We start from the raw sequence: 23,139 nt of genomic DNA, 5'->3' as shown, positions 1-23,139 counted from the left end.
GCAGTTACGCCAGGCCAAGCGGAAGATCACTCGACCGCCATGGCGAACCCTCTCTACTTTAGGAGGGACCGGAGGACGTACGGCATGATCCCGCCGTTGCGGTAGTAGTCCGCCTCACCGGGGGTGTCGATGCGGACGACGGCGTCGAACTCGACGTCGCCGGCCGTCACGTGCACCGTCGCCGGCGTGGTGCCGTCGTTCAGCGCGGTCACGCCGGTGAAGGAGAACGTCTCCTCCCCCGTCAGCCCGAGCGACGCCGCGCTCTGGCCCTCCGGGAACTGCAGCGGGAGGACGCCCATGCCGATCAGGTTGGAGCGGTGGATGCGCTCGTACGACTGCGCGATCACCGCCTTGACCCCGAGCAGCGCGGTGCCCTTGGCCGCCCAGTCGCGGGAGCTGCCCGAGCCGTACTCGACGCCGGCCAGGACGACCAGCGGCGTGCCCTGCTCGAGGTAGTGCTCCGACGCCGCGTAGACGGTCGTCACGGGCGCGTCGGCCTGGGTGAAGTCCCGCGTCACGCCACCCTCGGTCCCCGGGGCGAGGAGGTTGCGGAGGCGGATGTTCGCGAACGTGCCCCGGATCATCACCTCGTGGTTGCCACGGCGCGAGCCGTACGAGTTGAAGTCGCGGCGCTCCACCCCGTGCGCGGTGAGGTAGTCACCGGCCGGGCTGTCGGCCTTGATCGAGCCGGCCGGCGAGATGTGGTCGGTCGTGATCGAGTCGCCGAGCATCAGCAGGACGCGGGCGCCCTCGATGTCGGTCACCGGCTGCGGGTCGGCGGGCATGCCGTCGAAGTACGGGGGCTTGCGCACGTACGTCGACTGCGGGTCCCACTCGAAGACGTCGCCCTCGGGCGTCGGTAGCGCCTGCCACTGGGCGTCGCCGGCGAAGACGTCGGCGTAGGACTCCGAGAACATCTCCGCGCCGATGGAGGCGCCGACGATCTCGTCGATCTCCGCCTCGGTCGGCCAGACGTCGCGCAGGTAGACCGGGTTGCCCTGCTCGTCGGTGCCGAGCGGGTCGTTCACCAGGTCGGTGTCCATCGTCCCCGCGAGGGCGTAGGCGACGACCAGCGGCGGCGACGCGAGGTAGTTCATCTTCACGTCGGGGTTGATCCGGCCCTCGAAGTTCCGGTTGCCCGAGAGCACCGAGACGACGGCGAGGTCGTTGTCCTGGATCGCCTGGCTGACCTCGGGGATGAGCGGGCCCGAGTTGCCGATGCAGGTCGTGCAGCCGTACCCGACGAGGTTGAACCCGATCTTGTCGAGGTAGGGCGTGAGACCCGAACGGTCGTAGTAGTCGGTGACGACCTTCGAGCCCGGCGCCAGCGTCGTCTTGACCCAGGGCTTGCGCGTCAGGCCCCGCTCGACGGCCTTCTTGGCCACCAGCGCGGCGCCGATCATCACGCTCGGGTTGGACGTGTTCGTGCACGAGGTGATGGACGCGATCGTGACGGCGCCGTGGTCGATCTCGAACGTCTGGCCGTCGAGCGTGACCTTCGTCTTCCGGCTGGGTCGGCCGATGTCGGCGGGGACCCCGTCACCGAACTCGTGCGGGTCGCTCGACTCCTGGCCGGACTGGCTGGGCGCGTCGGAGGCCGGGAAGCTCTCCGCGGACGACTCGTCCACCCCGGTCAGGACGGGCGCGTCGTCGATGCGACGGTCCGGGTCGGCCTTGGCCGGCTCGACCTGGTCGTCCTCGACGTAGGCGGCCAGCGCCTCACGGAAGCCCTGCTTGGCCTGGGTCAGGATGACCCGGTCCTGCGGGCGCTTCGGCCCGGCGATGCTCGGCACGACGGTGCCGAGGTCGAGCTCCAGGTACTCGGAGTAGCGCGGCTCGCGGTCGTCGTCGTGCCAGAGGCCCTGCTCCTTCGCGTACGCCTCGACGAGCGCGATCTGGTGCTCGTCCCGGCCGGTCAGGCGCAGGTAGTCGGTGGTCTTCGAGTCGATCGGGAACACGGCGATGGTGGAGCCGTACTCCGGGCTCATGTTGCCGATCGTCGCCCGGTTGGCCAGCGGCACCGCGGAGACACCGGGTCCGTAGAACTCGACGAACTTCCCGACGACCTTGTGCTGGCGCAGCATCTCGGTGATGGTCAGGACCAGGTCGGTCGCCGTCGCGCCCTCGGGCATCGCGCCGCTGAGCTTGAAGCCGACGACGCGCGGGATGAGCATCGACACGGGCTGGCCGAGCATGGCCGCCTCGGCCTCGATGCCGCCGACGCCCCAGCCCACGACGCCCAGGCCGTTGACCATGGTCGTGTGCGAGTCGGTGCCGACGCAGGTGTCCGGGTAGGCCTGCCCGTTCCGGGTGAACACGACGCGCGCGAGGTGCTCGATGTTGACCTGGTGCACGATGCCGGTGCCCGGCGGGACGACCTTGAAGTCGTCGAACGCCGTCTGGCCCCAGCGCAGGAACTGGTAGCGCTCGCGGTTGCGGCCGTACTCGATCTCCACGTTGCGGGAGAAGGCGTCCGCGGTGCCGAACACGTCCGCGATCACCGAGTGGTCGATGACGAGCTCGGCCGGCGCCAGCGGGTTGATCTTCGAGGCGTCACCGCCGAGGTCGGCCATGGCCTCGCGCATGGTGGCCAGGTCGACCACGCACGGCACGCCGGTGAAGTCCTGCATGATCACCCGCGCCGGGGTGAACTGGATCTCGTGGGAGGGGTTGGCGTCCGCCTCCCAGCCCCCGAGGGTGCGGATGTGGTCGGCGGTGATGTTCGCGCCGTCCTCGGTCCGCAGCAGGTTCTCCAGCAGGATCTTCAGGCTGTACGGGAGGGTGTCGGAACCCTCGACCGCGTCCAGCCGGAAGATCTCGTACGCCTGCTCGCCGACCTGCAGCGTCGCCTTCGCACCAAAGCTGTCGACACTCGACCCGTCACTCATCCGGCCTCCTCGCCTAGCAAAGTATCTTGACGTCAAGATATCACGCCGGGACGCAGGCCCCGGGCTCGACACCAGCGTCCCCCAGCGGCGTCCCGCGACGTCGGTAAGGGTCCCCTGACCCCCGCCCGTCCATCGGAAAGTGGTCGGTGCCACCCGCTCCGACGGCCCGTTCCGCTCCCGGAGCGACCACTTTCGGGTTCAGGGGGTGGATCAGCTCGGGTGCAGGAGGGCGACGCACTCCACGTGCTGGGTCATGGGGAAGAGGTCGAAGGCGCGGACGTTCGTCGCGGAGTAGCCGTGCTTCTCCGCGGTGGCCAGGTCGCGCGCCAGGGCCGCGGGGTCGCAGGCGACGTACACGATCGCGCGCGGGCGGCGGCTGACGATGTCGCGCATCACCCGGGCACCCGCCCCCGACCGTGGTGGGTCGAGCACGACGAGGTCGGTGGCCTTCGGCAGGCGGGCGAGGCCGCGTTCGACGAGCTCCGCGGTGAAGCGGGCCCGACCACCGGCGTCGGCGAGGTTCGTCCGGGCGGCAGCGACGGCCGCGCGGCCCGACTCGAGCCCCCAGACCTGGGCGCCGGCGTCGACGAGCGCGCCCGCGAACAGCCCGACCCCGCAGTAGAGGTCGAAGGCCCGCTCCCCCGGCTGGGGCGCCAGGCCCTCGAGCACGGCGTCGACCAGGACGGTCGCGGCGGCCGGGTGCACCTGCCAGAAGCCGCCGGGCGGGATCGCGTACGTCCGCCCGCGCACGGTCTCGTGCAGCCCGCCCGCGGCGGTCGCGTCGCCGGACGTCGACACCACCCGCTGCTCGACGAGCAGCGCGGAACCGGTCGTCGAACCCCCGGCCACGAGCTCGGCCCCGACCGGCCAGGCCCGGTCTACGACCGGCGGCGTCAGCGGGGAGGCGATCGGGCAGCCCTCGTCGGGCACGGGCACGAGGTCGCTCGACCGGTGCACGCGCAGCGCCGCCCGGCCGTCCTCGTCGGCGTGGTAGCGCATCCGCGTCCGCCAGTCGAGCCCGTCGTCGGCCTTGGCGCCCGGTACGGGGACGGCCTCGACCTCGCCCGTCCAGGCCAGGCCGGCGAGGCGCTGCAGCTGCTCGGCGACCACCGCGGTCTTGAGGCGACGCTGCTCGGGCAGGCTCGCGTGCTGCCAGTCGCAGCCGCCGCACAGGCCCGGGCCGGCGACCGGGCAGCGCGGCTCGACCCGTTCCGGCGAGGCCTCGAGCACCTCGGTCGCGTCGGCCCGCCAGAACCGCGCGTGGCTGGTGTCGGTCAGGGTCAGCAGCACCCGCTCGCCGGGCAGCGCGTGCCGGACGAAGACCACCCGGCCTGGGCCGCCGTCGCCGACGTCGAGCCGGGCGACGCAGTGCCCGCCGTGCGCGACCGGGCCGACCTCGACGGGTCCGACGACCTGGCCCTGCGTGGGCTCGGGAACCAGGGAGTCGCTCACTGGAGGTAGCTGCGCCGCTGCTGCTCCGCCTCGGTCTCGCGGTGCAGGCGCTTGCGGGCGAGGTCGGAGGAGCGCAGCAGGAACGGCACCGAGGTGACCATCACGCCGGGGGTGAAGAGGAGGCGCGTCTTGAGCCGGAACGCGCTCTGGTTGTGCAGGATCTGCTCCCACCAGTGCCCGACGACGTACTCGGGGATGTAGACGGTGACGATGTCGCGCGGGTTCTCGGTGCGCAGGCTCTTCACATAGCGAAGGATCGGCGTCGTCACCTCGCGGTAGGGCGAGGCGATGACCTTGAGCGGGACGGGGATGCCGGCCTCGTCCCACTGCTGCACGAGCTTCTGCGTCTCCTCCTCGTCGACCGAGACGGTGACCGCCTCCAACGAGCTGGGCCGCGACGCCTTGGCGAACGCGATGGCCCGCATGGTCGGCTTGTGCAGCTTGCTGACCAGCACCACGGAACGCACCCGGCTGGGCAGCATCCGGTCCTCGCCCTCGACCAGGGCCGTCTCCTCGGCCACGTGCTCGTAGTGGCGGCGGATGCCCTTCATCAGCAGGAAGATCACGGCCATCGCGATGATGGCGATGTAGGCGCCCTGGGTGAACTTGCTCAGCAGCACGATCACGAGCACCGTGCCGGTCATCGTCAGGCCGACGGCGTTGATGATGCGCGAGCGCTTCATCCGCGACCGCTCGGCCGGGTCCCGCTCGGTCTTCAGGTGCCGCGTCCAGTGCCGCAGCATCCCGGTCTGGCTGACGGTGAACGAGACGAAGACGCCGACCACGTAGAGCTGGATCAGCGCGGTGACGTCGGCCCGGAAGGCCACGATCAGCACGATCGCCAGGGCCGAGAGGACGACGATGCCGTTGCTGTAGGCGAGCCGGTCGCCGCGGGTGTGCAGCTGGCGGGGCAGGTAGCCGTCCTTGGCCAGGATCGAGCCGAGGACGGGGAAGCCGTTGAACGCCGTGTTCGCGGCCAGGAACAGGATGATGAACGTCGCCGCGATGACGAAGTAGAAGCCCGGCCGGAAGTCGTTGAACACGACGTCGGCCAGCTGCGCGATGCCGGTCTTCTCGATGACCTCGACGCGCTGGCCGTTCAGCAGGTAGTGCGAGCGGCCCTCGTCGATCAGGCGGAGCCCGGTGAGGTGGGCCAGCACGATGACCCCGATGACCATGGTCACCGCGACCGTGCCGAGCAGCAGCAGCGTGGTGGCGGCGTTCTTGCTCTTCGGCTTCTGGAACGCGGGCACGCCGTTCGAGATGGCCTCGACCCCGGTCAGCGCGGCACAGCCCGAGGAGAAGGTCCGGGCCAGCAGCGCGACCATGAGGAAGCCGCTGAACTGCGCGTAGCGCGGCTCGGCCTCGATCGTGTACTGCGCGCTCTCGGCCCGCAGCGGCTCGCCGAGGGCCAGGATCCGGAACAGCCCCCAGCCGATCATCACGAGCATGCCGGCCATGAAGCAGTAGGTCGGGATCGCGAAGAGCCCGCCGGACTCCCGCACGCCGCGCAGGTTCAGCGCCGCCAGCACGATGACGGCGATGCTGGCCGCGAGGGCCTCGTGGCCGTCCAGGAAGTGCAGCAGCGGGACCGACTTGGCGTTCTGCACGCCGGAGGAGATCGACACCGCGACGGTGAGGACGTAGTCGACGAGCAGCGCGCTGCCCACGGTCAGGCCGGCGTTCGGGCCGAGGTTGACCGTCGCGACCTCGTAGTCACCGCCGCCGGAGGGGTAGGCGTGCACGTTCTGCCGGTACGAGGCGACCACGACGAGCATGACCACCGCGACGAGGATCGCGATCTTCCAGGAGAAGGCGTACGCGGCCAGGCCGGCGAGCGACAGCGTGATGAGGATCTCGTCCGGCGCGTACGCGACGGAGGACAGCGCGTCGGAGGCGAAGACGGGGAGCGCGATGCGCTTGGGGAGCAGCGTCTCCCCCAGCTGCGTGCTCGAGAGCTTGCGGCCGATGAGCAGGCGCTTGCCCAGCTCGGAGACGTGGACCACGAGCAGCGACTCTAGCCACGAAACGAACCAACCGGTCTCCCCTACACTCGCTCGGGTGCACATCGTGATCATGGGTTGTGGCCGCGTGGGCTCGACCCTGGCGCGCTCGCTGGAGAAGCGCGGCCACACGGTCGCGGTGATCGACGTCGACGTGGACGCCTTCCGTCGGCTCGGGCCGGACTTCGGCGGCCGTACGGTCAAGGGCGTCGGCTTCGACCGTGAGGTCCTGATCGAGGCCGGGATCGAGACCGCGGACGGCTTCGCGGCCGTCTCCTCCGGCGACAACTCGAACATCCTCGCCGCCCGCGTGGTCCGCGAGACCTTCGGCGTCGAGAACGTCGTCGCCCGCATCTACGACCCGGGACGCGCCGAGGTCTACGAGCGCCTGGGCATCCCCACGGTCGCCACCGTGCGTTGGACGTCGGACCAGGTGCTGCGCCGGCTGCTGCCCGCGGGTTCCGAGCCGCTGTGGCGCGACCCCTCGGGCAGCGTCCGCATCATCGAGGTGCACGTGGACCGCTCCTGGGTCGGCCGCACCGTCCGCGACATCGAGGACGCCACCGGCGCCCGCGTGCCCTTCCTCTTCCGGATGGGTTCGGCGCTCGTCCCCCGGGACGCCACGATCTTCCAGGACGGCGACCTGGTCTACGCCGCCGTCGAGGACGACAGCCTCGCCCGCGTCGAGGACGTCCTCGCCGCCGCCCCTCAGGAGGCATGAGCATGCGCGTCGTCATCGCCGGAGCCGGGAACGTCGGCCGCTCCATCGCCGCCGAGCTGGTCGAGAAGGGTCACGAGATCCTCCTCATCGACCGCGACCCGCGGGCGATCAAGTCCGACACCCTCCCCCAGGCCGAGTGGCTGCTGGCCGACGCGTGCGAGCTGTCCTCGCTCGAGGAGGCCGGCATCGACACCTGCGACGTGGCGATCGCCGCGACCGGTGACGACAAGGCCAACCTCGTCATCTCGCTGCTCTGCAAGACCGAGTTCGGCGTCCCGCGGACGGTCGGGCGGGTGAACCACCCCAAGAACGAGTGGCTGTTCAACGAGATCTGGGGCGTCGACGTCTCGGTCTCCACGCCGCGGCTGATGTCCGCGCTGGTGGAGGAGGCCGTCACCGTCGGCGACCTCGTCCGGCTGATGACCTTCCACGAGGGCAGCTCGAGCCTGGTGGAGATGACGCTCCCCAAGTCGAGCCCGGTCGCCGGCGCCCGCGTGGGCGACCAGGACTGGCCCGGCGATGCGGTCCTCGTGGCCATCATCCGCGACGGCCGCACGCAGGCCCCCGACCCGGACGGCTCCCTCGAGGCGGGCGACGAGCTGCTGTTCGTCACCGCGCAGGCGGACGAGCAGGAGCTCGCGAACGTCCTGTCGCCGCGCGAGGGCGGCGTGGTGGACGTGTCCCTCGCCCCGACCCGGATGACCCACGGCCTCTGACGACGGCCGCCTCGCCGGCGTCCGCTGGCTCGGCGGCGGGAGCGGCGCGGGCAAGACGACGCTCGCGCGGCGGCTCGCGGAGCGGCACGGCCTGAGGGTCTACGACACCGACGCCGCGATGGCCAACCACGCCCGCCGCACCGGCGCGGAAGCTCCGCTGCTGCGGGCGTTCGAGGCGATGACCATGGACGAGCGCTGGCTGCTGCGGTCGCCGGAGGAGATGCTCGCGACGTTCCACTGGTACGCGGGCGAGGGCTTTCACCTGGTCGTCGAGGACCTGCGGGCGCTGCGCCGCGCCGACCCCGCGACCCCGGTCCTGGCCGAGGGCTTCCGGCTGCTGCCCGACCTCGTGGCGCCCCTGGCCGAGCCGGGCACGGCGGCCTGGCTGCTGCCCACGCCGGCGTTCCGGCAGGCCGCCTTCGCGAGCCGCGGGGGCACCTGGACGGTGGTCGGGACGACCAGCGACCCGCCCCGCGCCCTGGCGAACCTGCTCGCCCGCGACGCCCTGTTCACCGACCGGCTGCGCCGCGACTGCCGACGCCTCGGCCTGCCGGCCGTCGAGGTCGACCTCGACCGGACCGAGGACGCGCTCCTGGCCCGGGTCGAGGTCGGCCTCGGGCTACGCCCGTCCGGCTGACCGCGTCGTGAGGACGACGTCGGTCAGCTCGGGATGACCCACCGCTGGGCGGCGCTGTAGTTGCAGTTGTAGATCTGCAGCTGGACCCGGTCGATCGGCTTGGCCCCCGGGATGTCCAGGCAGAGGCCGGACGCCGTGTTCACCAGCGCCTGGGCCGAACCGCCGCGGAAGGACCAGACCTGGCTGGCCCGGCCGTTGCACAGCCCGATCTGCACCTTGGTGCCCTTGACGGTCGCGCCGCCGGCGACGTCGAGGCACCGGTTGATGCCGCGGATCGTGCCGTCCCCGGGCAGCGTCCAGGTCTGCGCCCGCGAGCCGTTGCAGCTGTAGAGCTGGACCGGCGTGCCCTCGGTCTGGAGCGCCGACTTGATGTCCAGGCACTTGTCGCCGAGGCCCTTGATCGTCCCGACCTTGGGCGTGATGACGCCGTAGCCCGTGAAGTCCACGGTCTGCGGGCCCTGGCCGTCGTTGCCGGTGATGACGTAGCTGCCGCTGAACGCCCCCACCTTGGTCGGGCTGAAGGTCACGGACTGCGGGATGGTGTCGCCGGGCTCGATGGGCTGGCCCTCGGAGACCGGGCTTGGCACCAGGAACGGTGCCGCCGGCGGCGCGGCCTTCGTCAGCGTGAGCAGCAGGTTGCCCGTGTTGCTCAGGTTGAACGACTGGCTGACCGACTTCCCGACCTCCACGTCGCCGAAGTCGACCTGCTGCGGCGTCAGGCTCAGCCGGGGCGACCCGGTGACGCCGTTCCCGACGAGCGGGATCGTCACGTTCCCGGTCGAGGACGACACGACGACCTCCGACGTCGTGGGGCCGGCGGCCATCGGGTTGTAGGTCACCGGGACCGAGACCGAGGTGCCCGGCTGGAGGGTCGTCCCGGCGACGGGCAGGCTCGACGAGCTGAACGTGCCCGTCGGCGCGGTGGCCCCGGTGATCGTCGTGACGGTGGAGCCGCTGTTGGAGACGCTGACGCTGGCGGTCACGCTGCCCTTGACGGGGACGTCGCCGAAGTCGAGGTTCCCGGGGTCGGAGCGCAGGCCGTCCTGCGTGCCGTAGCCGGTCAGCCCGAAGGCGAACGTGCCGAGCGACGTCGTGAACGACAGCGCTCCCGCCACCGAACCCGACGACGTCGGCTTGAACGTCACCGGCACGGTCATCGACGCGCCCGCCGCGAGCGTCTTCGGCAGGGTCACCGTCCCCCGCGTGAACGGCGCGGCCGTCGCCACGGCGCTGACCGTGACGGCCTTGGTCGCGGTCACGGTCACCTGCTTGGTGACCGGCGTGCCGACCGGCGACAGGCCGAAGTCGGTCGGGCTCCCGGCCACCGCGGTGGTGGTGGGACGGCCGAAGCCGTACACCTGGCCCGTACGCGTGCCGACGTAGACGCGGCCGCTGTCCGTGGCCGGCACGGCGAACTTGGAGGCCGTCCCGATCGGCGCGGACCAGCGCAGGGTCATGAGGCCCTTGGCGGGCACGGCGTCGTACGCCTGCAGCTGCGCGTTGGCGCCGTTGGAGCCCTTGCTGTAGACGACCCACACGAGCGCCGAGCCGGCGGTCGTGCCGCTGGAGGTGACGACCGGCGAGCCGGAGCTGAAGCCGAAGGTGGTCGCGGACGTCCCGGTCCGGGTCAGCACCGGCTTCCCGTCGCCGGAGGCGCCGAGCTTGAAGGCCGACAGCGGGCCCTCGCTGGGGACCAGGTACACGTAGCCGCCGTTGCCGCCGAAGAAGGCCGGGTGGCCCCAGACGCCCTTGTAGGGGCCGCTGGTCTGCAGCACGTCGTCGGTCCCGTTCGGGCCCTGGCCGGTGCCGCCCAGGTGGTCACGGTCGAGCAGGAACACCCGGCCGTCCTTGCCGTTCTGCACGAGCAGGTGCGGGTACGAGGCCGTGCCGTAGCCGTCCGGGATGGCCATCGGCCCGCCCGAGCCGAGGTCGGTGTCGTCGGTGTCCAGGAACGTGTTGTTCACCGGGGAGAAGTAGTCGACCGGCTTCAGCGTGCGGTCGCCCTGCACCTGCAGCCGGATCACCGACTCGGCGAGGTTGTTCGGCACCACGTTGCCCGGGCCCTTGGCCGGGGAGACGCCGTTGCCGGTGGTCAGGATGATCCGCCCGGGACCGTCGGACACGAGGCCGCCGCCGGCGTGCCAGACGCCGGCCCCATTGGTGCCGCCGGTCTGGGTCGCCCACATCGCCGTCTTCTTGCCGGTCGTCGCGTCGAAGCCCATCACGTAGCCGGTGAAGGGGTGGACGTCGCAGTGGCTGCCGAAGCCGGCGTAGACCACGCCGTCCATCAGCAGCAGGCCCGTGCGCTGCAGCTGGGTGCGCGGGGAGAAGACCGTGCCCGGGTCGTTGTCCGGCGACCCGGTGATGATCGTCGGGAAGCCCGACCGCTCCACGCCGGTCGCGACGTCGATCGCGTGCAGCTCCCAGCGCGGGTGGTCCGGGTTGGCCGCGTCGTCGACCTTGGCGGTGAAGTACGCGGTCCCCGTCGCCGGGTCGACCACGGGCGTCGCGGTGGCGCCGATGTTCGGCACGAGGTCGCCGCACCCGACCGCGGAGACCGCCCAGGGCATCCCGAGGTTGCGCGTCCACCGCACCGCCCCGGAGACCGGGTCGAGCCCGTACGCCTTGTCGTTGTCGGTGACGGCGAGCAGCGTGTTCTTCGCCAGGACGGGCTGGCCGTAGACCTGGCCGTCGAGCTGCGTCGCGAACAGCTGCCCGAAGTCCTGCGCCGTGACGTCGGACGGCGTCAGCTTGGGCTGGTTGGCGTCCCAGCCGGTCCGCAGCGTGTCCGTCGAGACCGTCGTGACGTCGGCCGAGGCCGGTCCGGCGACGGCGACCACCGCCGAGACGAGACCGGCGAGCACGGCCCCTACGAGCGCGCGTGACAGTTGTGCCTTGGCAGGCATGAGCGTTCCCCGATCCCCCGACCCCGGTGCCCCCACCGGAGATGCGGGACCCATCGTGCCCGAGGAACGTTCCTACGGCAGGTGAACGAGAAAGGTCGCCCCCGGACGGACGACAACGGGCCGCCGGGCAGGTCCCCGGCGCGCCGCCGCTCCGTGCTCAGCCGTTCAGCTGTTCAACCGCTCATGCCGCTCAGACTGCTCAGCTGTTCAGCGACCAGCGCTGGGCGTCGGAACCGTTGCAGGTCCAGATCTGCAGCTGGACCTTGTTCTTCGACACGCCCTTGGGGATGTCGAGGCACTTGCCCGACTTGGCGTTGACCAGCGAGCCGTCCTTGCCGCCGGACCAGGACTGGGCCTCGCTGCCGTTGCAGTTCCAGAGCTGGACCTTGGTGTGGTTCTTGGTCCCGCCCTTCTTGACGTCGAGGCACTTGCCGAGGGACCGCAGCGTGTCGCCGTCGCGGACCCAGGTCTGGCTGTCGGTCTGGTTGCAATTGTAGAGCTGGACCGCGGTCCCGTTCTTGTCCTTGCCCTTGCGGACGTCGACGCAGCGGTCCCCCAGGCCCTGGATGGCGTAGCTCACGGGCTTGGCCACCGCCGCCCCGTGCACCGAGATCAGGTGGGCGCCCTGCCCGTCGTTCCCGGTGATCGAGTAGGTCCCGTCGAACGAGCCCTCCTTGGTCGGCGTGAACGTCACGGACTGGTGGATCACGTCACCCGGCTCGATCTGCTGACCCTCGGACACCGGGTCCGGCACCTCGAAGGGCTCCGTGGGCGGGGCGGCCTTGGTCAGGGTCAGGAGCAGGTTGCCCGTGTTCTTGATGTCGAAGTTCTTCGTCACCGTCTTGCCGACCTGCACAGAACCGAACTGCAGCGTCCCCGGCGTGATGGTGAGCTGCGCGTTGCCCTGGATCGAGGTGCCGGTGATGGGCAGCGTGACGTCGCCCGTGGACGACTTCACCACGAGCGTGCTCGTGAACTTCCCCGCCGTGGTCGGCTCGAAGGAGATCGGCACGGAGACCGAGTTGCCGGCCTCCAGCTTGGTGCCGGTCGTCGGCAGGGCGTCCGTGCTGAACGGGCCCTTGGGACCGGTCGCGCCGGTGATCGTCGTCGCGGTCGACCCGCTGTTCGTGATGCTCGCGTCGAGCGTCACGATCCCCTTCGTCGGGACCTCGCCGAAGTCGAGCGTCGACGGGTCGGACAGCAGCCCGTCCTCGGTCCCGGCCCCGTGCAGGTCGAAGGCGAAGGTGCCCGTCGTGGTGACGAAGGAGATGGCGCCGGACTCGGACTCCGGCGTCGTCGGCTTGAACGTCACCGGCACGGTGAGCGACTCGCCCTTCTTGATCGTGACCGGCAGCTTGACCTTGCCGATCGTGAAGGGGTCGTCGGTCCGGACCTTGGTGAGCTTGACCGTGCGCTTCGCCGTGACCGTGACCTGCTTGGTCACGCTCGCCTTCACCGCGACCATGCCGAAGTCGGTCGGGGTGCTCGCCAGCGCGACGGTCGTCGGCCGGCCGAAGCCGTAGACCTGGCCCGAACGGTTCGCGACGTAGACGCGGCCGCCGGTGGTCGCCGGCACCGAGAACTTGGTCGCGGTCCCGATCGGGGCCGAGTAGCGCAGGTTCAGCCGGCCCTTGTTCGGGACGGCGTCGTACGCCCGCAGCTGCCCGCCGTCACCGGCCGGACCCTTGCTGAAGACGACCCAGACGAGGGCGGAGCCGGCGTTCTTGCCGTTCGAGGTCACCATCGGCGAACCCGAGGTGTAGCCGAACCGCGCGGAGCTCGTGCCGACCCGGCTGAGCGCCGGCTTGCCGGAACCCGAGACGCCGACCTTGAACGCCGACAGCGGACCGCGGTTGTTGGTCATGTAGACGTAGCCGCTGCCGCCGCCCCAGAAGGACGGGTAGCCCCAGACGCCGTGGTACGGGCCGCCGGTCTGCAGGACGTCGTCCTTCTTGCCGGACTTCTGGCCGCTGCCGCCGAGGTCGTCGCGGTCGAGCAGGAACACGCGCCCGTCCTTGCCGACCTGGACCAGGAGGTGCGGGTGGTCGGCGGTGCCGTAGCCGTCCGGGATGGCCAGGGGCCCGCCCGAGCCGAGGTCGGCGTCGTCGGTGTCGAGGTTGCTGTTGTTCACCGGGGAGAAGAAGTCGGTCGCCTCGAGCGTCCCGTCCTTCTGCACGCCCACCCGCACGACCGACTCCGCGAGCTGGTCCGGCGGGTTCTTGCCCTTGCGCGGGGACGGCGAGACGCCGTTGCCCGTGGCGAAGATGATCTGGCCGGGGCCGTCCGAGACGAGGCCGCCACCGGACTGCCAGATGCCGGCGCCGGCCTTGGAGTTGCCGGTCTCGGTGGCGAACATCGCGGTCTGCTTGCCCGACGAGGCGTCGACACCCACGACGTAGCCGACGTACGGCTGCCTGTCGCAGTGGCTCGCGAAGCCGGCGTAGACGACGCCGTCCAGGAGCAGCAGCCCCGGCCGCTGCATGGCGGTCTTGGGGTTGAAATCGTGGTCCTTGTCGTTGTCCGCCGCACCCTTGATGGTGGTCGGGAAGCCGGCGCGCTCCTTGCCGTTCGTGATGTCGATCGCGTGCATGTACCAGTGCGGGTGGTCGCCGTCCTTGCCGTCGTCCACCTTCGCGGTGAAGTAGGCGGTGCCGGTGGCCTGGTCGACCACCGGGGTCGACGTGATGCCGATGGTCGGGACGAGGTCCCCGCACCCGATGTTCGACGCCTTCCACTCCGGGCCGACGTCACGCGTCCACTTGATGGCCCCGGTGACCGGGTCCAGCCCGTAGGCCTTGTCCTTCTCGGTCACCGCGAGCAGCACGCCCTTGGCGACCACCGGCTGGGCGTAGATCTGGCCGTCGAGCTTCGTCGCGAACAGCTGCCCGAAGTCGGGGGCCGAGGCGTCCGAGGGGCTGAGGCCCGGCTCGTTGGCGTCCCAGCCGGTTCGCATGTTGTTGACCGACACGGTCGTCACGTCGGCGTCGGCGCTGGTCGTCCCGGTCGCGACCAGGCTGGCGGAGACCAGACCGGCGAGCGCGACCGCGGCGACGGTGCGGAGGGGACGGGGGAAGGGCTTCAAGACACGATCTCCGATCACGGCCGGGCCCGGCGGCCAGCGGCGCGAGATCATGCTGCCTCATGGCTGAGGCGAATCTGAGAACATAGTGGTCCTCAGGACGTGATTGTTACCACTTCCGTCCCATGCGTCCGCTCAGCCCCGGGTCCAGAAGCCGCAGACCGGCTCCCACCCCGCAGCCCGCGGTTAGGGCAGGCGGAGCGCCTCAGGCGAGCGGGCCCCGCGACGGTTCGACGTCGTCCGCCGCTGGGGCGCCGCCGACGGCCGAGCCCTCGATCGGGGTGCGCCCCCGCGACAGCAGGACCCCGATGACGAAGAGGGCGGCGAGCAGCAGGGGCCAGCCGAGGACGACCTTGGCGACGCCGAGCCAGACGACCTCGCCGGCGAGGAAGAGCGGCAGCTGCACGACGAACCGCAGCACGTACGGGACCGCCAGGACGAGCGTGAGCCGGGAGCTCATCCGGACGAGCGCACGGTCGCGGATCCAGCCGGTCGGGTCCTCGAGCGCCGCACCGACGACGAAGCCGATCAGCGGCCGGCGTACGGCGACGGTCAGGAGCGACACGACCGCCAGCGCGCCGTTGTAGAGGATGCCGGGCAGGAAGACGTCCTCGGCGCGGCCGGTGCGGGTGGCGATGATCGCCGCGATCGCGGTGGGGACCACCGCCTGGGCGACGAACTTCAGCGAGGAGCGCTGCACGAGGCGCACCACGGCCAGGACGACCGCCACGCCGACGGCCACCCCCAGCGAGGGGTAGAGCGCCCGCGAGCTGACCCAGGCGACCGTGAAGCCGACGAACGGCAGCGCGGCCTCGACCATGCCGCGCACCCCGCCGAGGGTGCGGCTGAGCTCGTGGCGCACGAGCTCCTCGACGTAGCGGAACTGCGGGCGCTCGACGGGCGTGCGACCGGTCGTCGCGCCGGCCCCTTCGGCCGCGGTCACGAAGCGGTCGGGGTCGGCAGCAGCTCGTAGCGCGGGTTGTACACCAGCCGGCGGCCCTCGTGGCAGCTGATCCGGCCCTGGATCTTGAGCGTGCGCCCGGCGTCGATCCCCGGGATCTGCCGACGACCCAGCCAGACCAGCGTGACGCCGCCCGACCCGTCGCGCAGCTCCACCTCGAGCGCGGGGTGACCGGCTCTCGGGCTGAGGGTGATCGTCGAGACGGTCCCGGTCAGGCAGACCTGCTGACGGTCCTCGCAGGTGCCGATGGGGACGGCGCCCTCCTGCCGGACGTTGCGCTGCAGCTCCTCGGACTCGAGCTCGGCGTTGGACGTCGCGAGACGTCGCAGCGCCCGCTGCAGCATGTTCTCCTTACCCATGGTTCGTCCTCCGCACGGGGTCGTGGATCACTCCAGCATCCCACCGTCCGCAACGTCCCCGCAGCGGCAGCGGCAGATCGGGCCCGGTCACTCGGCGGGCTGCAGGTCGGCCGGCATGGACATGGGGAGCAGGTCGCCGGGCGCCATGGCCTCGTCGCCCCGCCGCACGACCACGTCGCGGAAGGCCTCCAGCACCGCGGCCACGGCCGGGTCGTCGTCGTCGCTCTCGATCGCGGCCTGTCCGTAGACGATGCCGCGCAGCAACCAGCGCGGTCCCTCCGCGACCCACATCCGGGACGGCTGGTAGCCCTGCTCGCCGTCGGGCGTGGTGACGGGCAGGAGCCGGCGCAGCTCGACGCCGAAGGGGCCGGCCGCCAGCTCGGCGGAACCGCCGACCTCGGCCGCGGCCTCGGAGATCTCGTCGCGCAGCTCGGCCCACAACCCGCCGGAGCGGGGGGCGGCGTACGCGCTGAGCTCGAGCGCGGAGCTGCCCACGACCTCGGGCTGGGCGCCGTTGGTGGCCGGCGCCGTCACGGGCAGCACGAGCATCGCCGAGACGATGTCCTGCGACTCGTTCACCTGGAGCCGGAGCTCGGAGCCGGGCACCGGACTGATGATGAGGCTGCCGAGGTCGATGCGCGGCTTGTCGTCCGCCGGCTCGTCGTCGTCCGCGAGCTCGGAGACCTCGAACGGCCCGGAGGTGCGCCACTCGGTCTCGTCCAGAGCGGTCGTGTCGAGCCCGCCGTCCGCGGTGTCGTCGGTGGCCGCGTCGGACGCGTCAGCGGCGTCGTCCGCCGGCTCGACGTCCACGTCGCTGGTCGGGCCGGTCGGCTCGTCGGCGGCCTCGGCGGTCCCGTCGGGGTCGACCGCGGTCGCGCCGCTGGTCTCCGCCTCGGTCTCGTCCTCGGCCGACCGGGCCTTCTTCTTGCGCCCGAAGATCACGCGACCTCTCCTCCTTGCACGCCGTCCGGCTCTGGGTCCTGCTGCTGGTCCTGCTGCTGCGGACGCGGCGGGGTGTCCTGCCGTGTCGCCGACGACCTTATGCCCCCGGTGGACCCGTGGCCGCCGCTCCCGCGCTCGGAGGCGGGCAGGCCGTCGGCCACCACGAACCTCGCGCGGGCGACCCGCTGCACGACGAGCTGGGCGATCCGGTCCCCGCGGGTGATGGTCACCGGCACCACGGGATCGGTGTTGAGCAGGTTCACGCAGACCTCGCCGCGGTAGCCCGCGTCGACCGTGCCGGGCGCGTTCACGATCGTCAGACCGTGGCGGTGGGCCAGGCCGGAGCGGGGATGGACGAAGCCGGCGAAGCCGTCCGGCAGGGCCAGCGCGACGCCGGTGCGGACGAGGCGGCGGCTCCCCGGGGCCAGCACGAGGTCCTCCGCGCTGTGCAGGTCGGCGCCGGCGTCGCCGGGGTGCGCGTACGCGGGCAGGGGCAGGCCGGGGTCCAGCAGCACGACCGCCACCTCGACCTCGTCGTCCCGGTCGGGCTCAGCCACGCCGCGTGACCTCCGGGTCGGGGGTGGCCACCCAGCCGAGCGCGGTGGCCAGCGCGCCGGGGCGCCGGGTCGAGACGAGCCAGTAGGGCACGGGGTCGGCGGGGTCCGCCAGGGTCAGCTCGACGGTCGTGGAGACCCACGGCCGGAGCACGAGGTGCGCCCGAGCGTCCGCGTCGACCTCGGAGCGGGCGCGGGTGCCGGCTGCGTCGAGGGGGCGGACGGCGCCGAGCCACGTTCGGCCGATCACCGCGCGGCCGATCCGGACCTCGGTCCCGTCGACCTCGATGACGTAGGAGGACGCCCAGAACCCCAGCCCCACGAAGACCAGCGCGGGCAGCCCGATGCCGAGCGCCCACCCCCGCCCGAGGTAGAAGCCGAAGGCGCCGGCCAGGGTCGCGGCGAAGAGCACCGCGAAGACCCACCAGCTCAGCGGGACCTGGACCCGCTCCCGGAAACGCACCCGGCCACCGTACCGGCGCCGGACGCACGAGACGCCGTCCTCCGGGTGGAGGACGGCGTCAGGAACACGACGACGGGCCGGTCAGCCCGCGCAGTCGAAGCAGTAGGCGTCGCCGTTCTTGCGCTCCTCGGCGATCTGGCTGCGGTGCCGGACCAGGAAGCAGCCGGCACAGGTGAACTCGTCGGACTGGCGCGGGAGGACCCGGACCGTCAGCTCCTCGTGGGAGAGGTCGGCACCAGGGAGCTCGAAGGCCTCTGCGGCCTCCGTCTCGTCCTCGTCGACCTTCCCGGAGTTCTTGTCGTTGCGACGGGTCTTGAGCTCCTCGATGCTGTCTTCGTTGAGCTCGTCGCCGTCGGTCTTGCGGGGGGCGTCGTAGTCGGTCGCCATCTGTACCTCTTGTCACCTTTCACAGGCATCTCGTGCCCGGCTGCTGCAGCGCTGCCGCCACGGGCAGCGCATGTGTACCACATGCGGGGCGGTCTGCGTGGCTCGTCACCGGGACCCGGCCCGGGCTCACCGCCGCGGACCCTCCAACGGATCTGGGCGCAGAAAATTCCCAGTGGCTGTGAAGGGCCTCAGACGGGCTGGGCGACCCGCTGGCACAGGGCCTGACGGCCCGGCTCGCGGAGGTTCGTGCAGCAGTCCGGGTTGCAGTCGTACCAGCCCACGGGCCCGCCGGCCACGACCGGCTTGGCGGGCTCCTCGTCACGCGCGGCGGCCGCGCGCTCGAGCACCAGGTCGACCAGGGCGCTGACGAAGGCGGGGTGCGTCCCGGCGGTCGCGGCGCGGGCCAGGGGCATCCCGAGCTCGCGCGCCGTCTCCACGGCCTCGGTGTCGAGGTCGTAGATGACCTCCATGTGGTCGGACACGAAGCCGATCGGCACGAGCACGACGGCCGGGACCCCGGCCTCCTTGAGCTCGGCCAGGTGGTCGTTGACGTCGGGCTCGAGCCAGGGCTGGCTGGGCGGGCCGGAGCGCGAGCAGAAGGCGAGGTCGAAGGCGTACGAACGACCCCTGCGCTCCTCGACCCCGCGGGTGACGGCGGCGGCCACGGCCAGGTGCCAGTCGACGTAGCCGCCCTCGGGTCTGCGCGGCGTCGGTCCGGCCGTGGTGGCCATCGCGGTCGGGATCGAGTGGGTCATGAAGACCAGCCGGGCGTCGTCGCCCAGCTCCCCCAGCTCGTCGAGCGCGGCGTTGGTGGCGTCGACCGAGGCGGTGACGAAGCCCGGGTGGTCGGAGTAGTGGCGGATCTTGTCGACCGTCACCCCGCTCGCGGACTGCGGGTCGAAGGCGTCGAACAGGTTCTCGCGGTACTGCCGGCACGACGAGTAGGACGGGTAGGCGCTGGTCAGCACGGCGACCACGCGGCGGTGCCCGTCGGCCACGATCCGCTCGACCTCGGGGCCGAGGAACGGGTCCCAGTTCCGGTTGCCCCAGTAGAGCGGCAGGTCGATCGAACGCGAGTCGAGCTCGGTGCGCAGCGCGGCGAGCAGCTCCCGGCACTGGTCGTTGATCGGGCTGCGGCCGCCGAAGTCGTCGTAGTGGTGCGCCACCGCGGCCAGGCGGTCGCGCGGGATGCCGCGGCCGCGGGTCACGTTCTCCAGGAACGGCATCACGTCGGCCGGCTGCTCGGGGCCACCGAAGGACACCAGGAGGAGCGCGTCGTACGGGGCGGTTCGGGGATCGCTGGCGGCAGCGGGAGCGGCGTCGGGCACGTGTCGATCCTGCCATGCGGGTGGTTGTCGGAACCCCGACCTAAGGTGACCGTCGGGCGCGGGGGAAAGAGGTCTGGACGTGCATCGAGAGTCGCGCTTCGCGGCGTACGGGGCCGTCCTCGGCGACCCCGCGGCCCGGGCGTTCAGCCTCACGGGTTTCGTCGCCCGGCTGCCCCAGTCCATGACCGGGATCGGCATCGTCCTGCTCGTCTCGCTGACCAGCGGGTCATTCGGGCGCGCCGGGCTGGTGGCGGCCGCGGTGACCGTCGCCGGGGCCGTCGCGGCCCCCCTGTGGGGCCGCGTGATGGACCGCGCCGGCCAGGCCCGGGTCCTGGTCGGGACGGCGCTCGGCTACGCCGCCGGGGTGGCCGTGGTCGTCGTCTCGGTCGAGCGGCGCCTGCCGCTCGGCCTCACGCTCGCCGGCGCGCTGCTCGCGGGCCTGTGCTTCACGCCGACCGGCAGCTCGGTCCGTGCCCGCTGGAGCCACCGGCTCCGCGACTCCCCGCTGCTCGACACCGCCTTCGCCATCGAGGCGGTCATCGACGAGCTGACCTTCGTCGTCGGGCCGGTGCTCGTGACGTTCCTGGCGACCTCGGTCGAGCCCGCGGCCGGCCTGGTCGTCTGCGCCGTGGTCGGGGTGCTGGGGTCCCTGCTGCTGGCCGTCCAGCGCGGCACCGAGCCCCCGCGCCGCCCCAGGCTGCACGCCGCCGACCGGACGACCCGGCTGCCGCTGCGATTGCTCGCCATGGTCGTCATCGCGTCCTGGGCCTGCGGGGGCGTGTTCGGCAGCATGGAGGTCGTCGTCGTGGCCTTCGCCCGCGAGCACGGGGTGCTGTCGTCCTCCGGCGTGCTACTCATGTGCTGGGCCGTCGGCTCGATGGTCGCGGGGCTCGTCGCCGGGCTCGTGTCGTGGCGACGCCCGCCGCTGGTCCGCTACCGCATCGGTGCCGTCGCGCTGGCCCTGACGCTGGTGCCGATGCCGTTCGTCGGCCCGGCCTGGCTCCTCGGTGTCCTGCTGACGGTCAGCGGCTTCGCCATCGCCCCGACGCTGATCGCGTCGGTGAGCGTCATCCAGACCTCGGTGCCGCCCGTGCGGCTCACCGAGGCGCTCGGCTGGTCCGGCACCGGGATGTCGGCCGGCGTGGCCACCGGGGCGGCGCTCGGCGGGATGACGGTGGACGGGATGGCCTCCATGGGCGGCTTCGCCCTCGTCGTGGGGTTCGGCGTCCTGCTCGTCGTTGGCGCGGCGCTGGTCCGGACGCCGGCGCCCGTGGCTCAGGAGCTGCTGGACGCGCCCGCGAGGTAGCGGCGCAGCGCTACGGAAGCCTCCTCGGGCACGAAGCCCGTGGCCCGCAGCCGGGTGAGGTCCAGCGCGCTGTGCTGCGGCCGCGGCGCGAGCTGCTTCCCCTCGCCGTACGCCGCGGTGGACACGGGGGTGACGTCGCCCGGGTCGCGGCCGCGCAGGGCGAAGACCTCGCGCGCGACGTCGGCCCAGGTCTGCACGGGCCCGTCGTTGCTCACGTTGTAGGTGCCGGACGGCGCGTCCACCTCGAGGAGGTGCCGGACCGCCCGGACCAGCTCGGAGGTGAAGGTCAGGCGGCCGTGCTGGTCGTCGACCACCGAGGGCGAGACTCCGCGGTCCGCGAGCGAGGCCATGGTGGCGACGAAGTTGCGCCCCTCCCCCACGACCCAGCTCGTCCGCAGCACGTAGTGCTTCGCCAGGGTGCCGACGAGCGCGTCGCCCGCGGCCTTGGTCTGGCCGTAGACGCCGAGCGGGCTGACGGGCTCGTCCTCGCCGTGCAGCTCCCGGGTGCCGTCGAAGACGTAGTCGGAGCTGACGTGCACCAGCGTCGCGCGGTGCCGGCGCGCGGCCTCGACCAGGACGGCGACGCCCGTGACGTTCGTGGCCCAGGCGGCGAGGCGGCCGTCCGGCGTCTCCGCGGCGTCGACGGCCGTGTAGGCCGCGGCGTTGACGACGGTGCCGTAGGGCGAGAGGTCGAACGCGGCAACGCTGGCCGGGTCGGCCAGGTCGAGGACGTCGCGACCCACGGCCACGGCCCCGTCGAGGCCGGCGGCCAGGGCGCGCCCGAGCTGGCCGTTCGCCCCGACGACCAGGGTCGGCCTCGGGGGCATGGGGCGCACCTCGGCCAGGCGCGGGTGCGCCCGGTCGGCCTCGGACAGCTCGGCCTCCGCCAGCGGGATGGGCCACGGGACGGCCACGGACTCGTCGGCCAGGTTCAGGAAGGTGTACGAGTCCTTCGCCGCCGCGCTCCAGTGGTCGTTGACCAGGTAGGAGTAGGCGGTCGCGTCCTCGAGCGTCTGGAACGCGTTGCCGACGCCGCGCGGCACGAAGACGGCGCGGTCCGGGCCCAGCTCGAGGGTCACGCTCACCCCGAAGGTCGGGCCGGGGCGCAGGTCGACCCACGCGCCGAACACCCGCCCGCTGGCCACGCTGACGTACTTGTCCCAGGGCTCGGCGTGGATGCCGCGGGTCACCCCGGCGGCCGTGTTGAACGAGACGTTGTTCTGCACGGGGCCGAAGTCGGGCAACCCGTCGGCCACGAGCCTGGCCCGCTGCCAGTTCTCCTTGAACCAGCCGCGGTTGTCCCCGCGCACGGCGAGCTCGACCACGAGCAGGCCGGGGATGGCCGTCGCCTGCACGCTGCCCGTCGCCACGGCGGCGGTCGGCGGCGTCACTGGCCCTGCGCCGCGTACTGCGCCTCGGTGCGCGCCTTCTGCGGCCGCCACCACGCCTCGTGCTCGCGGTACCAGTCGACCGTGGCGGCCAGGCCGGAGGTGAAGTCGGCGTACGCGGGTGCCCAGCCGAGCTCGGTGCGCAGCTTGGTGGAGTCGATCGCGTAGCGCAGGTCGTGCCCGGCGCGGTCGGTGACGAGGTCGTACGCGTCGGTCGGCTGCCCCATCAGCCCGAGGATCTCCTCCACGACCTGCCGGTTGTCCCGTTCGCCGTCGGCGCCGACGAGGTAGGTCTCCCCGAGCGTCCCCCGGTCCAGGATCGTCAGCACGGCGGAGCTGTGGTCGTCGGCGTGGATCCAGTCGCGGACGTTCTGCCCCGCGCCGTAGAGCTTGGGCCGGTCGCCGTCGAGGACGTTGGTGATCTGGCGCGGGATGAACTTCTCGACGTGCTGGTAGGGCCCGTAGTTGTTCGAGCAGTTGCTGATCGTCGCCCGCACGCCGAACGACCGCACCCAGGCGCGCACGAGGAGGTCCGACCCGGCCTTGGTGGAGGAGTAGGGGCTCGACGGGTTGTAGGGCGTCTGCTCCGTGAACCGCTCGGGGTCGTCGAGCTCGAGGTCGCCGTACACCTCGTCGGTGGAGATGTGGTGGTAGCGGGTGCCGTGCCGGCGGACCGCCTCGAGCAGCGTGTATGTCCCGATGATGTTGGTCGTCAGGAAGGGCGACGGGTCGCGCAGCGAGTTGTCGTTGTGCGACTCGGCGGCGAAGTGCACGACCGCGTCGGCCCCCGCCACGAGCGGGTCGACGGTCGCGGCGTCGCGGATGTCGCCCACCACGAGCGAGAACCGTTCCGGCGGCAGGCCGTCGAGCGACGCCCGGTTCCCGGCGTAGGTGAGGAGGTCAAGGACGGTCACCGTGTGATCGGTTTGGTCGAGGACGTGGCGGACGAAGTTCGACCCGATGAACCCCGCCCCGCCGGTGACGAGCAGCGCAGACACGCACGCATCCTAGGGACGCCCGGCCACGAGTGCGTGATGCGTCAGAAGTTT

General features: G+C 72.0%; 17 protein-coding genes and 1 pseudogene. 4 read left to right on the top strand and 14 right to left on the bottom strand.

Annotated elements, in window-relative coordinates:
* Positions 1-53 precede the first annotated feature (53 nt).
* From ABD665_RS00625 to ABD665_RS00615, 3 genes are all read right to left on the bottom strand, one after another.
* On the bottom strand, positions 54-2,888 hold the full coding sequence (locus tag ABD665_RS00625; protein ID WP_204912714.1) for an aconitate hydratase AcnA: 2,835 nt from the start codon (positions 2,886-2,888) through the stop codon (positions 54-56).
* Between the two features lie 210 nt (positions 2,889-3,098).
* Positions 3,099-4,340, bottom strand: coding sequence for a class I SAM-dependent RNA methyltransferase (locus tag ABD665_RS00620; protein ID WP_344740692.1), 1,242 nt, complete (start codon positions 4,338-4,340; stop codon positions 3,099-3,101).
* Positions 4,337-6,346: an APC family permease gene (locus tag ABD665_RS00615; RefSeq protein WP_344740690.1), complete on the bottom strand. Its 2,010-nt coding sequence runs from the start codon at positions 6,344-6,346 to the stop codon at positions 4,337-4,339. The genes ABD665_RS00620 and ABD665_RS00615 overlap by 4 nt, the downstream gene beginning before the upstream one ends.
* Before the next feature lie 70 nt (positions 6,347-6,416).
* Here ABD665_RS00615 and ABD665_RS00610 point away from each other — a divergent pair, with 70 nt between their 5' ends.
* The 3 genes and pseudogenes from ABD665_RS00610 to ABD665_RS00600 all read left to right on the top strand — a co-directional run.
* Complete coding sequence (locus ABD665_RS00610) at positions 6,417-7,064, top strand: NAD-binding protein (protein ID WP_204914578.1); 648 nt, start codon at positions 6,417-6,419, stop codon at positions 7,062-7,064.
* Positions 7,065-7,066: 2 nt separating this feature from the next.
* Positions 7,067-7,780: an NAD-binding protein gene (locus ABD665_RS00605; protein ID WP_204914580.1), complete on the top strand. Its 714-nt coding sequence runs from the start codon at positions 7,067-7,069 to the stop codon at positions 7,778-7,780.
* A gap of 55 nt (positions 7,781-7,835) precedes the next feature.
* A pseudogene (locus ABD665_RS00600) lies at positions 7,836-8,417 on the top strand (hypothetical protein); the annotation flags it as partial.
* Positions 8,418-8,440: 23 nt separating this feature from the next.
* Here the strand turns inward: ABD665_RS00600 and ABD665_RS00595 are convergent.
* The 9 genes from ABD665_RS00595 to ABD665_RS00555 all read right to left on the bottom strand — a co-directional run bounded on the left by ABD665_RS00595 (position 8,441) and on the right by ABD665_RS00555 (position 19,396).
* Positions 8,441-11,323: a choice-of-anchor D domain-containing protein gene (locus ABD665_RS00595; RefSeq protein ID WP_204912716.1), complete on the bottom strand. Its 2,883-nt coding sequence runs from the start codon at positions 11,321-11,323 to the stop codon at positions 8,441-8,443.
* 199 nt (positions 11,324-11,522) lie between these two features.
* A complete protein-coding gene (locus ABD665_RS00590; protein ID WP_204912717.1) occupies positions 11,523-14,405 on the bottom strand; it encodes a choice-of-anchor D domain-containing protein in 2,883 nt (960 codons plus the stop codon).
* 202 nt (positions 14,406-14,607) lie between these two features.
* Positions 14,608-15,345 carry a DUF3159 domain-containing protein gene (locus ABD665_RS00585; protein ID WP_344740686.1) on the bottom strand — a complete coding sequence of 246 codons (738 nt, stop codon included), beginning with the start codon at positions 15,343-15,345 and terminating at the stop codon, positions 14,608-14,610.
* Complete coding sequence (locus ABD665_RS00580; protein WP_204912718.1) at positions 15,342-15,722, bottom strand: single stranded DNA-binding domain-containing protein; 381 nt, start codon at positions 15,720-15,722, stop codon at positions 15,342-15,344. Before ABD665_RS00580 ends, ABD665_RS00585 begins: the two co-directional genes overlap by 4 nt.
* Positions 15,723-15,809: 87 nt before the next feature.
* The gene (locus ABD665_RS00575) at positions 15,810-16,664 is read right to left on the bottom strand and encodes a DUF3710 domain-containing protein (RefSeq protein ID WP_204912719.1); all 855 of its coding nucleotides are present in this window, start codon (positions 16,662-16,664) and stop codon (positions 15,810-15,812) included.
* Positions 16,661-17,188 (bottom strand): dUTP diphosphatase, encoded by a 528-nt coding sequence (gene dut, locus ABD665_RS00570; RefSeq protein ID WP_344741891.1) that lies wholly within the window; start codon positions 17,186-17,188, stop codon positions 16,661-16,663. Before dut ends, ABD665_RS00575 begins: the two co-directional genes overlap by 4 nt.
* A gap of 25 nt (positions 17,189-17,213) precedes the next feature.
* Positions 17,214-17,681: a DUF3093 family protein gene (locus ABD665_RS00565; RefSeq protein ID WP_204912721.1), complete on the bottom strand. Its 468-nt coding sequence runs from the start codon at positions 17,679-17,681 to the stop codon at positions 17,214-17,216.
* A gap of 81 nt (positions 17,682-17,762) precedes the next feature.
* Positions 17,763-18,068: a DUF4193 family protein gene (locus tag ABD665_RS00560; RefSeq protein WP_204912722.1), complete on the bottom strand. Its 306-nt coding sequence runs from the start codon at positions 18,066-18,068 to the stop codon at positions 17,763-17,765.
* Between the two features lie 188 nt (positions 18,069-18,256).
* Positions 18,257-19,396, bottom strand: coding sequence for a ferrochelatase (locus ABD665_RS00555; protein ID WP_344740681.1), 1,140 nt, complete (start codon positions 19,394-19,396; stop codon positions 18,257-18,259).
* 79 nt (positions 19,397-19,475) lie between these two features.
* On the opposite strand from ABD665_RS00555, the gene ABD665_RS00550 reads away from it, so the two are divergent.
* Positions 19,476-20,702, top strand: coding sequence for an MFS transporter (locus tag ABD665_RS00550; RefSeq protein WP_344740679.1), 1,227 nt, complete (start codon positions 19,476-19,478; stop codon positions 20,700-20,702).
* Here the strand turns inward: ABD665_RS00550 and ABD665_RS00545 are convergent.
* Together ABD665_RS00545 and rfbB are read right to left on the bottom strand one after the other, a co-directional pair.
* Complete coding sequence (locus tag ABD665_RS00545; protein WP_425562098.1) at positions 20,672-22,093, bottom strand: sugar nucleotide-binding protein; 1,422 nt, start codon at positions 22,091-22,093, stop codon at positions 20,672-20,674. The genes ABD665_RS00550 and ABD665_RS00545 overlap by 31 nt on opposite strands.
* On the bottom strand, positions 22,090-23,088 hold the full coding sequence (rfbB, locus tag ABD665_RS00540; protein WP_204912724.1) for a dTDP-glucose 4,6-dehydratase: 999 nt from the start codon (positions 23,086-23,088) through the stop codon (positions 22,090-22,092). Before rfbB ends, ABD665_RS00545 begins: the two co-directional genes overlap by 4 nt.
* Positions 23,089-23,139 lie beyond the last annotated feature (51 nt).

The organism is Microlunatus spumicola (assembly GCF_039536445.1).
In the GTDB taxonomy this organism is placed as follows: Bacteria; Actinomycetota; Actinomycetes; order Propionibacteriales; family Propionibacteriaceae; genus Microlunatus; species Microlunatus spumicola.
The sequence above is the reverse complement of the archived record's forward strand: the minus strand, read 5'-3'. Positions and strand labels throughout refer to the sequence as shown.